Here is an 11,440-nt window from a genome sequence, read left to right on the forward strand (position 1 = left end):
AAACCATTGTCAACAACATCGGGGGATGCACCGCTTCACTTTCCGCGGTGCTGGGCGTAGCGGCGGCGGAAGCGTTCCACGCGGCCTTCGCTGTCGATCAGCCGTCGCTGGCCGGTCCAGAAGGGATGGCTGGCAGAGGAGATCTCGACGTCGACGACCGGATAGGTGTTGCCGTCGCTCCACTCGATGGTGGAGTCGCCGGTGATGGTCGACCGAGTCAGGAACGTCATCCCCGCGCTCCTGTCGCGGAAGACCACCGGGCGGTAGGCGGGATGGATACCTGGTTTCATTGCCAGTCCTTACTTTTCGAAGCAACCCGCGAACGGGTCGGGAAGGGTGCTCCACTCGTCCTGTCCCAGCGCGAGCTCGGCATCGGTGAGCAGGCATCCGGTCAGGGTCTGGTGCAGTTCGTCGGGATCAACGCCGATGCCAACGAGCGCAAGATGGTTGTCGCGGTCGCCGTAGTACGGGTCCCAGCGCAGCGAGGCGGCGGCGCGGCGCAACGGCGATGCCTGCTCCCATTCGGGCTCGGGCAGCGCGGCCAGCCACCGGCCCAGGCCGCCCAGCGCGACACCGCCCCCGGCCGACTCCCAGCCGAGCACGAGGTCGGGTTGGGTGGCCAGCCACACGTGGCCGCGGGAGCGCAGCGTTTCGGTGGCCAGCCACGGCAACGCGTCATGCAGCCGCTGCGGGTGCATCGGCCGGCGGGCCTGGAAGACCACCGACGTGACCCCCCATTCGCTGGCCGGTTCGTGCACGCCGAGGTCGTAGCCTTCCAGACCGCGGGCAACGGCATCGGGCCAGTCCGGCCGTGAGCGGCCAGTGCCCGGGATTCCGTCGACGTGCGCGGCCCAGGGCGCCAGCCGGTGCAGCAGGACCCGCAACTGGAACAGGTCCGCGGCGGCGAGCCCTTCGGCGCCGGAAAGCACAATGGTGTCGGCGAACTCCACCTGCCGCGCCACGACGGCCGCCACGGACCGGTGGTCATCGGCGTCGGCCTGCATGTCGCGGTGAACGAGGTCATCGCCACTGTCCAGATCGGACAGAAAGGTCTCCGCGTCCACAACGCTGACGTACGAGTCGATGCGCACCCATTTCGCGACCGGGTCGCCGTCGACGACGCAGTGCGCGCAGGCGCCCGCGACCATGTCGGGCTCGATCGCCTCCGGCAGCACGAGCACGATCTCGCGGCCCGGATCCGCCCGCGCCAGGCGCACCATCGTGGGCAGGAGGTCCTCGCGCAGCGTGCACGCCACGCACCCGTGCACCAGGTGGACCGTCTCGTCCTCCAGCACGGCATCGCGGGTGCGCACGAACCGCCGCACCACACCCGAAGCCAGCTGTCTCAGGTCATGACGCACCAAGACGGCGCGGTTGCGCACCGCCAGCAGGTCCATGGCCACGGCGAGGTTGGCGTGGGAACGAAAGCCCGACACCACCGTCGCCGCGACCCGTGGCGGAGCACCGACGCGGGCCATCTCCACCTCCACTCTTGAAAACGATTGTCATTATGTATTAGCGTAGCAGGCGCCAACCGATGATGTGGAGCTTCCATGGCCAAGAAGAGCAAGATTGTCAAGGATGAGCGGCGGCGTGAGATCGTGGCCAGGTTTGCCGAGCGGCGGGCCGAGCTCAAACGCGTCATCGTGTCGCCGTCGACCGCAGCCGAGACACGTGAGGCCGCACTTGCCGAGCTCCAGCGCCAGCCGAGGGATGCCAGCGCCACCCGGTTGCGCAACCGCGACATGGTGGACGGCCGACCGCGCGGGTTCCTTCGCAAGGCGGGCCTGTCGCGGGTGCGATTCCGCGAGATGGCGTTGCGTGGCGAGCTGCCGGGCGTGCACAAGGCGAGCTGGTGAGCAATGCTCGACGCGGCGTCGGAGCGGATCCTGGCCCAGATCGCGGCAGCCGAACGGGCCCGTGATCGCCGCTTCGCCGACGCTCTCGCCCGTGGCGTCTCGGCCGGATTCTGGTGCGGTGTGGAACGTCGGGACTTGCTCCCGCCGCTGACCCTTCTCGCGTTGACTGCGGGGGTGGTCTTCGGTTGGATGCCTCTTGCCGTCACGGCGGGTGTGGGCTACCTGGTGTTCAGCCGGCGCAGTTCGGGCAGATCCCGAAGATGTCGAGGGTTTGGCCCATATCGGTGAAGCCGTGTTCGGCGGCGACACGGTCGGCCCACTTCTCCACCGCCGTCCGATGACGTCGATGGTGCCCGCGCAGTAGCGGCAGACCAGGTGATGGTGGTGCTGTTTGGTCTGCCGGCACAGCCGGTAGAACTGTTCCGGGTTAACACCTATAGCGACTTAGCGACGCGGCACCGACCGTCCGCTCGGGGTTCCCAGCTGATACCAGGTGACGGCCGTCCGAATAGGCCGTCGAAATGAGACACGTGCCGTGATCGCGACGTGTCGGCAACGATCCGCACCCGACCCGCGGTTGGCGGCCCTTCCCCGTACGGGCGGAGGCCTCACGTCATCCGGGCAGTCGGCTGAAGGGGCCGACCGAGGATCGTGGCGAGCCGCGCGACCTCATCTGCCAGCGCTTCCCGCGCGGGTGGCGGCCCCGCTTCGGCGAACCACGCAGCGACGACCTGGCCGCCGGAAAGCGACCACGTGCCGGACACGACTCCACCGACGATCACGATGTTTGCCCCGCGGCTGACCAGCGTCCGCCTGGCAGGCGGCACGACGTGAGCGTCAGCTGTTCCCGGACCCAGGACCCATTGGTCGTATCCCGGCAGGAGCCGTACGGCAGCCGACGCGGGCGTCGCGGCCAGGTCCTCGAGATCCTCGCGCAGGATATAGGCGGACTCCCCCTCGATGTGGACCAGCGCGAGGCGGTCACCGAAGGCCGCGATCCAGGACTGGATCCGCCTGCGGCCTGCGCCCAGCCCATTGCCGAGCCAGTAGTGCACGTGGTCAGGCGTCGCCGGGCCGTACGCCCGGAAGTACGCCTCGACCGCACGCATGCCGGCCTCGTCGAGGTCAGGCAAGCCCGCCCAGCGCGGGTTGGTATCCAGGCGTTGGAAGGTCGCACGTCCGTCTCGCGGCGGGCCGAAGCTCATGTCCGCCTGCCACGCGAGCGGCTTGAGCAATGTGCCGGCCCCGTCGGCGAAGGCAAAGCCCAGATGACCGAACTTCGGCCGGGCAGTGACCGCTGCCCCAAGCTCGTCGCGGGTCAACGGCCCATCGGCAAGCGCCTCCCGGACAGCCTCCCGCAAACGCGGCCAGTCCGCGGGCGTCAGGCCGTAATAGCGTTGCCAACTGGGCAGCTCCCACATCCGGCTGGCGGCCCGCAACGCAAGGTACGCGCCACCTTCCTCCGGCGTCACCAGGTGGGTCGCGCCGCGAAAGGCGAACGTCTTGATGACCCGGCCATCGGCCAAGGCGCGGGCGACTTCGCCCGGCCGGGACCGTTGGCGCCTGACACGCACGGCAAGCTCGGCCGCTGCGTCAAGCTGAGCCGGGATGGCGCCCAAGCGGCGCACGACGCCTGCAACCGACTCGGTGCCGACCGGGTCGAGCAACTGCCGCCGCATACGCCAAGCCAAGGCCTGGGACCAGCTGAGTGACACCATCGCAGGCTATCCGAGCAGCTGCACTGCTCGCACCTTGCGACCATGGCGCGCTCATCGGATTCTTTGACTGGCGTTGGCCACTGCTGCCAATAGCTCCAAATCAACTGTCCGCAAGCGGGTTCCGAACTGAGACCAGGTCAGCGCTGTCTGGCGAGGACCCTCAAGTGAGACGCCGACCACTGGCAACTGTCGTTTGTGGAGCCCGCCACCAAACGCCACCGTCGTCGAGGTCGCGAAAACGCTCCTCCCCGGCCGGGTCCAGGCCTTCGCCCAGCGGGTTGACACAGCGATGGACGCGATCCGGGGCATCCTGCTTACGCCCTTTGTCTACGACGACCCCGGCCCCGCTTGGAGGCGAGCCGGCAGCGCGCAAAGACACCTCTGCGGACGGTCTTCGACAGCGTTGAAGCTCGCCTCCCCTTGTTCGGTCAGGGTTCCGACCCGGACATGGTAGGCACCGTCCGATTAGGAGCGTCGATCACAACGTGATCATCAACTGATCCGCCCGATCATGGGCGCAAGTGTCCGTTGCGAGCGGCTGCCTCGTCATCATTCGTCGTGCTCGGCAACACGTCGTCGGAGCCGAACCTGCTTGCTAGTCCGGGCGCACCTCGGCGATCCAGCTGCGAAGTTTCGGTTTCCAGTCGGGTTCGTCGGCGAAGAAGGCTGACAGCCATTGGTGGTTTTGCGACAGGCTTGGTGGCCACACCCGAACCGGGCCGGGATCGGCACGCATTGGCGCGTCAAGGATGAGACCGAAACGCCGCGCCATCTCGCCGGAGTGCCCCCGCCTGCCGGCGGTCAGCGCGGCGAGGAACCGGGCGAACGGTTGGCGGTGCCGGTCAGTGTCATACGGGTGCTTGAAGAAGTTCCACGCGACCCGCTGGACACGCTTTTCCAGTGCCTGCTGGACATGCTCCCCGAGCGTCGGGTTCGTCCAAGTCGCCACGGTCCGCCGGTCCACCCGATCGAGATCGATCGTCGCCCGCTGCGCCGACTCGTCTTGCATGCGGCCGCGCGCAGCGCGCAATGCCTGGGCCGCCCCGCGGCGGAAGGCTCGCTGTGCGCGTGCCTTCTTGCGTGGCAGCTGCCTGCGCGCCGCGTGCGGATACTCCGCCGCGCTGCGTCGCTGGCGGGCATAGTCAAGGTCCTTTTCCTTCCGAGGGTCGCGACCTCGAAGTGCTCCCGGTTCCACAGGCTCGATGACACCACTCGACCCGGCAGTTTCAACCCACTTCCGCGCGGGTGCCCCTCGATCAGAAACCGTGCTACCCGTAGGCGTGTTGGTGAAAATTCCCAGTCACGCTGTCGACGACGCATGCCGCCGTCACAGCCAAAACGGATCATGGCCGGTGACCGCACTTAGCTGTATTTTGCGCCGATCACGCACGTCAACCCGGAGGTACGGCTAACCCGAAGCGCGAAGTCGGGGGCGTGTCAGGTACCCGACTGGATCCGGATAGAACAAAAGCGGTGAGGACGGTGACTAACACGATGAAGGTTAAATCTACAAAGGAGAACAGATGCGAAACCGTTCAAGTCCCTACTTCATCGTCACCGCCGCTGCCCTCATGTTCGCCGCGACCGCGGCTGCCTGCAGCGCGGCGCCACCCTCCCGCCAGGACCAGCCACCAGCCGTCGCCCAGTCAAGCAGCACGGGCTCGGCACCACCGGCAACCGTTGCGCCGATTTCCCAGCGCTCACCCGCCGACTGCATGGGAGCGATCGTCCACTCGATCATCGTCAACGAGACTCGCAACGCGAAGGTGTGTATCACCGTCGGCGGCCTCCTCCGCCTGGTGAATCTGGGGCCGGGGATGCTCTCGGCCGATTCCTGGGACAAGGTCGACTGTTTCTACGCCGGCGGCGTTCACTCGTGTCGCCTGATCCACACAGGAACCATCCGGTTCAATACCGTGACCCCGGGCGATCCCCGGCATTTCAACGTCGAGATAGCCAAGGCGATTACACCGCCGAGACCCTCGACAGCCTGTACCTCCGAGAAGTTCACGCTCAACGCCACCGAGGGCGGGATGCCCTGGGCCGCGATGTGTGTGAAGGTGGGTACCGAGATGCGAGTGGAGAACCTTGGTCCTGAAGGCTTTTCGATAACACCATCCGGCAAGGTCTCGTGCCGATACGAAGCGGCCGTCCGGGAATGCCGGTTCTTGGAGGCGGCCACCGTGACGATCACGGTCACGGTGCCGGGCTGGGAACCACGGACACTCATCGTGGTAATCATCGAATAGCAAATGCACTGAACACGCTGCTGGTGGCGGTGAGGAACTGGGGTTCCCAGGACACCGCCGCCGCTGGTGGTGAGTTCGTTTCCATCATGGTGATCCGCCCAATGCAGAGCGAGAGCGGGATTCGTTGGCGGGTGTGATGGTTTGGTCCGCGTGCCCTCGCGCTTTGCTGTGCGCGAGGGTTGGGATGTTGTCCGGTGCAGTTGGGGACTGCGGGTGCGCTGCCGAGGCAGTTGTTGGGGGTGTTGGCGGTGCCGTTCGTTCGATAGACGGGTGCCCGAACGGAGCCCGGAAACACTATGAGTACGTACGCCATTCGTGCCCGTCACGGACGTATTCGGTGCGCTGGTGGGTGTCGAAGCGATCGCCGTCCCACCGCCGGATGGAGACGGTCATCCGGTCGCCCTCGGCTTCGATCAGGTTGTAGCTGTTGGGCTCGCCCTTGAGCCGGTCGGAGAAGGCGGTGCCGCATTGCGCGATGACCAGGCCGCTGACGACACCGCTGTACGCCAGGTGGATATGCCCTCCGAGCAGTAGGTCCGCGCGCCGGTGCAGGTGCTGCAGGGCCAGCCGCGACCGCCCGACCAGGCCCCGGTAGCGTCCTGGCTCGGTCAGCAGGAACGGGTGGTGCGCGACGACCACCCGCAGCGCGTCCCTTGGCGCGTCGTCGAAGGCCTCCGAGATCTCGTTTAGCTGCCGGATGTTGATCCGGCCGCGCGACCAGTCGGGGTGCAGGCTCCACTGCCGGGCGGTGTTGACGCCGACCGCGACCAGTCCGTCGCCCGTGTGAATGACCGTGCCGTTCGCGTCGGTGAGCATCTGCTGCCGCCAATTGCGCCATGGCCGGGCAATCCGGGACCACACCCGCCAGCCTGGCAGGTCGTGGTTGCCGGGCACGACCAGCGCCGGAGCCGGGAGCTGGTCGAGGAACGCCCGTGCCGCCTGGAACTCCACGGTGCGTGCCCGCTGCGTCAGGTCGCCGCACACCGCGATCAACGTCGGGGCGGCGTCGCGAAGCTCAGCCCGCAGCGTCTGCGCGATCGCGGGGACGTCGCGGCCGAAGTGCAGATCGGATATCTGGGCGATCCGCAGGCCGGTCGGCTTCACGTGGCGGCTCCGGGCGCCAGGACGGCCAGCGCACGCGGCCGGATCTCATAGTCCAGCGGCATGGCCAGCTGAGCGATCTCACCGTCGCTCATCACGCTCATCAACGCCAGCCGGGAGGATCTCACCTGGACAGTCTTACCCTCAAACCGCAGGATCCGCTCGTCGCGCTGCCAACTGCCGTCGAACAGCTTGGCGGCGACCACGGCCAGATCCCAATTGGTCCGGTCCCGGGCGACGTAGACGCCGAGCGTGCCCGCGTCGAGCCGTTGCCTGCCGGGCATCGGCGGGGGCCCGGAGGCCAGCGGGTTGCACGACACGACGGCCGCCCGCGTGCGCACTCGGTGCTCCTGCCCGTCGACGACGATAGTGAGCCGCATCCGCGGGTACCGCCACACCAGCCGCAGCGCCCTTCCCAGCAGCCGCAACGCGTCCAGCCCGAGCCCGCCACGCGCACTTTCCCGGAGCCGGCCGAGGTGCGGCATCATCGCCAGCGTCGAGCTGCACAGGAACGGCAGGCCGTTGACGGTGGCCACGTCGATCCGGTCCACCGGGGCGTTCAACAGCGCGCGGACCGCGCTGTCCAGGTCGCCCGGCATGCCCAGATCGCGTGCGAGCACGTTCATCGTGCCCGCCGGGAGGACTCCCAACGGCACGTCACTGCCCAGCATGCGTTCGGCGATCGACCGTATGGTGCCGTCCCCGCCGACGACGATCAGCGCGTCCGGCTCACCGGCCAGCAGCTCGCGCAGATCCGTCGCGAACGTCTGCGGGTCGAACGCCCGCACCTCGGCCGCGACGCCCCGCTGGCCGAACAGCTCGGTCAGCTGCTCGGCCGGTGAGTCGTCGGGCCTGCCCAGAAGCACGCCGGAACGCGCGTTGTACACGACGGCGACGCGATCCACGGTTCGGAGTCTAGACACTCGGCCTATGCCGCGAAGCACGACTTGACCGACGCAGTGGGCAGCGCGGGCGCCGCTGCTGCCAGCCGCGTCCGGTAGAGGCCCGCGAATACACTGACGGCATGGCCGGTACCGGAACGAAGCTCATCAGTTCGTCGATGGCGCTCACCACCGCCATCTTGCTGGCGGTCGGCGGTAGCGGCACCGTGGGCGCGAGCACCACGGCGATCCCGCCGTTCGAGGTGTGGCTCGTCGACCAGTCCGACACCGCCGGGCTGGGCTACGGCGGGACGCTGCGCGTCTACGACGGCCGTGATCTCACCGGCCCGGCTCCGTCGCAGGCGGTTCCGACCGACGTCGTGGATCTGGGCGCAGAGACCGCCGGGTTGTGCCGTGCCAGCACGGGCGCCGATCCGGTACGGCCGCACATGCTCACGTTCAACTGGGCCGAGACCCACGCCGCACTGTCCTTTGTGGCCAGTGGACACGTGGTCTTCCTGGACGCGCGCAACCGCCGGCCGCTCGCCTGCGTGCGCACCGAGCCCGGCACCGGCGGGGCACGGCAGGCGCACGCCATCTGGCCATCGCGCGACGACCGGTACCTGATGGTGGCCAATCAAAACGGCAAGAAGATGGAGCGCTTCCGTACCGACTATCAGACGGGATCCTTCGTCCAGGAGCCGGCCGCCACCGTCGACCTGGCCGCCTGCACCACGCCCAACGGCGCGCCTTGCCAGGCCGCGGGCATCCGGCCGGACAACGCGCCGATCTGCCCGTTCATCGCCTCGGACAACGGGCCGCTGTTCGTGAGCCTGCGTGGCGGCGGCATGCTGGTGCTGGACTGGCGGACCACCCCGATGTCGATCGTCGCCGAGTACGATCTGGCCAGTGTTCCCGCCAACGGTTGCGGCTTCACCGAGGCCCATGGCAAGGTCTTCGCCGACGGAGGCGGCGGCACCCCGGCAAACCTGGACCAGTTCAGCGTGTTCCGCCTGCCGATGAACGGCTACGCTGCGGCCAACCCGCCGAACGTGCCACCGGTCGAGCGGCTGTTCGACGACGACTCCGCGGGACGCGACGCGCACGGCAGCGAGGCGACCAACCGCCGGCGCTACGTCTGGGTCGCCGACCGGGACGCCAACGTGGCCGAGGTCTTCGACGGTATTACCGGCGCGCGTCTGACCACTGTGGACCTGACCTCAGCGTTCAGCGCCGACCCTACGCCCGACCTGTTCGCCGTTTCACCCGACCGGGCCTGGTTTTTCCTGTCCACCCGTGGTCCCAACCCGCTGTCCGGCGATCCGCACTCGTCCCATGGCACCGACCCGGGCATGCTGGTGGTGCAGCTGACCCACTACGGCCTGCGTGGCCAGGTTCGCGGCCTGGTGCGCATCACCAACCCGGACGCCACCGGCGTGGAACGGGCGGACGCACACGCCATCCGCGTGCGGCGTAAGTAAACAAGGCGATTTCTGGACCGGGCGAACAACAACCAATGGTGAGCGGGCAAGTCGATCTGTTGTGAGGAAGCGCGATTGATGTGCCCCGAATCCGGGGCCGGCGCGTGGTTATTCGAACGGTGTCGGGTCACCGGCGCCGTAGCGCACGACCTGCGGCTGCTCACTGGACAGGTCCACCACGGTGGTCGGGACCGTGCCGCAGTCTCCGGCGTCGATGACGGCGTCGACCTGGTGGTCGAGCCGTTCCTTGATCTCCCAACCCTCGGTCATCGGCTCGTCATCGCCTGTCAGCAGCAACGTGCTCGACAACAGCGGTTCGCCGAGTTCGGCCAGCAGGGCCTGGGTGACCGTGTGACGCGGGATCCGTACTCCGATGGTGCGTTTCTTGGGATGCCACAACTGACGTGGCACCTCGCGGGTAGCCGGCAGGATGAAGGTGTAACCACCCGGCGTGTTCGCCTTGACCAGCCGGAACACCGCGTTGCTGATCTGCACGTATTGGCCCAGCTGGGCGAAGTTCTGGCAGACCAAAGTGAAATGGTGCTTGTCGTCGAGTTTGCGGATCGCGCGGATGCGCTCGAGGCCGTCACGGTTGCCCACTCGGCAGCCCAGCGCATAGCAGGAGTCGGTCGGGTAGGCGATCAACCCATCCTCACGGAGCAGGTGGACCACCTGGGCAATCAACCGCGGTTGTGGATCGTCCGGGTGCAGGTCGAGATACTTGGCCATCCCGCTCAGCATAGGACGCTGCCGGCTCCCGATCGCACTGCGCGTTCGCGTCCACTCCGCTCAGCCCGCATCCGACACTGTGCACAGCTGCCGTCGAGCAGCGGATCGCTCAAGCGCTCGGGCCAAGGCCGATAGCGCCCGGGACAGGGCAGATCGTCATCGTCGAGGGCGAAGACGAACGGCGCGGTCGAGCGCATCAGCGCATGATTGCGGGTCAACGCCGGCCCGCAGGATCCTGAATTGGCCTCGTTAGACACGCGCTCATCGGACCTGATCCGGTCTGGCAACCCGGGAGGATCGCCGTCGGCCTGGATCAGCCGGCACCATCGCACATCGTTGTGCTGGAGAACTGAGTCATAGGTCTCCTCCAGGTGGCAGGCCCGGGTGTATGGCGTGATGATGTCCATGCGGATGCACAAGGCGAGCTGGTGAGATGGCGTTGGCTTACGGGATGGGGCGCAGGCCTTCGGGTGTGAGGCGGACAAGCCGGTGGGCGGTCCGGGCGAGGCGTGCGGTGTCGTGGCTGGCGATCACGACCGCCATGCCTGCGGCGGCGGCCTCGGCCAGCAGTGCGTAAACGCCGGCTGCGGCGGCCGGATCGAGGCGTGCCACCGGCTCGTCGGCCACCAGCAGCGCGGGTCGGGCGGCGAGTGCTCGTGCGATGGCGACCCGTTGCTGCTGCCCGCCGGAGAGCTGGTGTGGCCGCGCTTGCGGGTCCACTGTGGACAATCCGACCCGGTGCAGGAGATCGCTGGCCGCCACGCGATCCGGTGCCATCAGCGGTTCGGCGACGGTACGCCAGATCGGCCACCGCGGGTCGAGGCCGGCGGCGGCGTCCTGGAAGACCGGCATCACGTAGCCCGGCGGTGGGCTGGGCCGACCCTCGTACCGGACGGTGCCCGCGCCGATCGGGCGCAGCCCGGCGAGTGCGTGCAGCAGCGTGGTCTTGCCGGTGCCGGACGGCCCGACCACACCGACGATCTCACCCGGCCGCACGGCCAGCTCGACGCCCCGGGCCAGCACACGACGCCAGCCGGCCACAAGCGTCACGCCGGACAGTTCGACCACCGGTTGCCCGCCAACCGTCTTCGTACCGCTTGCGGGCAACGGCGCGAGCACGGCGGGAGTGAGGTCCACACGTCGGTCGCACTGCGCGGCCACCGTGGGGTCGTGGGTCACCAGCAGCAGAGCCCGGGATCGCGCCCGCAGCAGGCGTACCGCCGAGACCGCCAGGTCGGCATCCAGCGCGGAGGTCGGCTCGTCGGCCAGCACCAGAGGCGGGTCGTGTGCGGTAGCGGCGGCCAGCGTGGCGCGCTGCAGCATGCCGCCGGACCACGCGTATGGGCGGCGCCACCACCGGCCGGGCGGGATGCCCAGGGCGGTCAGGCGCCGGCCCACCTCGCCGCGCGGCAGCCGGCGGCG

At 68.3% G+C, this 11,440-nt stretch carries 13 protein-coding genes and 1 pseudogene; 3 read left to right on the forward strand and 11 right to left on the reverse strand.

Annotation, left to right across the window (positions count from 1 at the left end):
* Positions 1–35 precede the first annotated feature (35 nt).
* Both DM816_RS16405 and DM816_RS16410 read right to left on the reverse strand, forming a co-directional pair.
* Entirely contained in the window at positions 36–290 is a 255-nt protein-coding gene (locus DM816_RS16405; protein ID WP_117211110.1) for a type B 50S ribosomal protein L31, read from the reverse strand.
* Positions 291–299: 9 nt separating this feature from the next.
* Positions 300–1,478: a CobW family GTP-binding protein gene (locus tag DM816_RS16410; RefSeq protein ID WP_117211119.1), complete on the reverse strand. Its 1,179-nt coding sequence runs from the start codon at positions 1,476–1,478 to the stop codon at positions 300–302.
* Positions 1,479–1,553: 75 nt separating this feature from the next.
* Here DM816_RS16410 and rpsN point away from each other — a divergent pair, with 75 nt between their 5' ends.
* Positions 1,554–1,859: a 30S ribosomal protein S14 gene (gene rpsN / locus DM816_RS16415; RefSeq protein WP_117211111.1), complete on the forward strand. Its 306-nt coding sequence runs from the start codon at positions 1,554–1,556 to the stop codon at positions 1,857–1,859.
* Between the two features lie 229 nt (positions 1,860–2,088).
* Here the strand turns inward: rpsN and DM816_RS44525 are convergent.
* The 4 genes and pseudogenes from DM816_RS44525 to DM816_RS42610 all read right to left on the reverse strand — a co-directional run.
* Positions 2,089–2,282, reverse strand: a pseudogene (locus DM816_RS44525) (transcriptional repressor); the annotation flags it as partial.
* Between the two features lie 185 nt (positions 2,283–2,467).
* Entirely contained in the window at positions 2,468–3,538 is a 1,071-nt protein-coding gene (locus DM816_RS16420; RefSeq protein ID WP_211588731.1) for a DNA glycosylase AlkZ-like family protein, read from the reverse strand.
* 634 nt (positions 3,539–4,172) lie between these two features.
* Entirely contained in the window at positions 4,173–4,772 is a 600-nt protein-coding gene (locus tag DM816_RS16425) for a hypothetical protein (RefSeq protein ID WP_162907532.1), read from the reverse strand.
* 348 nt (positions 4,773–5,120) lie between these two features.
* A complete protein-coding gene (locus DM816_RS42610; protein ID WP_162907533.1) occupies positions 5,121–5,294 on the reverse strand; it encodes a hypothetical protein in 174 nt (57 codons plus the stop codon).
* Here DM816_RS42610 and DM816_RS16430 point away from each other — a divergent pair.
* On the forward strand, positions 5,293–5,826 hold the full coding sequence (locus DM816_RS16430; protein ID WP_117211114.1) for a hypothetical protein: 534 nt from the start codon (positions 5,293–5,295) through the stop codon (positions 5,824–5,826). The two genes, DM816_RS42610 and DM816_RS16430, sit on opposite strands and share 2 nt — an antisense overlap.
* Positions 5,827–6,120: 294 nt before the next feature.
* On the opposite strand, the gene DM816_RS16435 is transcribed toward DM816_RS16430, so the two are convergent.
* Positions 6,121–6,930 carry a metallophosphoesterase family protein gene (locus DM816_RS16435; RefSeq protein ID WP_211588732.1) on the reverse strand — a complete coding sequence of 270 codons (810 nt, stop codon included), beginning with the start codon at positions 6,928–6,930 and terminating at the stop codon, positions 6,121–6,123.
* Positions 6,927–7,832 (reverse strand): diacylglycerol/lipid kinase family protein, encoded by a 906-nt coding sequence (locus tag DM816_RS16440; RefSeq protein ID WP_162907534.1) that lies wholly within the window; start codon positions 7,830–7,832, stop codon positions 6,927–6,929. Before DM816_RS16440 ends, DM816_RS16435 begins: the two co-directional genes overlap by 4 nt.
* 119 nt (positions 7,833–7,951) lie before the next feature.
* Here DM816_RS16440 and DM816_RS16445 point away from each other — a divergent pair, with 119 nt between their 5' ends.
* Positions 7,952–9,289 (forward strand): hypothetical protein, encoded by a 1,338-nt coding sequence (locus DM816_RS16445; protein ID WP_117211116.1) that lies wholly within the window; start codon positions 7,952–7,954, stop codon positions 9,287–9,289.
* Positions 9,290–9,397: 108 nt separating this feature from the next.
* Here the strand turns inward: DM816_RS16445 and DM816_RS16450 are convergent, their stop codons facing one another.
* The 3 genes from DM816_RS16450 to DM816_RS16460 all read right to left on the reverse strand — a co-directional run.
* The gene (locus DM816_RS16450; RefSeq protein ID WP_117211121.1) at positions 9,398–10,018 is read right to left on the reverse strand and encodes an L-threonylcarbamoyladenylate synthase; all 621 of its coding nucleotides are present in this window, start codon (positions 10,016–10,018) and stop codon (positions 9,398–9,400) included.
* A 5-nt stretch (positions 10,019–10,023) separates the two neighbouring features.
* Positions 10,024–10,425: a glycosyltransferase family 2 protein gene (locus tag DM816_RS16455; protein WP_117211117.1), complete on the reverse strand. Its 402-nt coding sequence runs from the start codon at positions 10,423–10,425 to the stop codon at positions 10,024–10,026.
* 37 nt (positions 10,426–10,462) lie between these two features.
* On the reverse strand, positions 10,463–11,440 hold a 978-nt coding region (locus DM816_RS16460), incomplete at its 5' end, for an ATP-binding cassette domain-containing protein (protein WP_162907535.1).

This window comes from Allorhizocola rhizosphaerae, assembly GCF_003426775.1.
Classification (GTDB): domain Bacteria; phylum Actinomycetota; class Actinomycetes; order Mycobacteriales; family Micromonosporaceae; genus Allorhizocola; species Allorhizocola rhizosphaerae.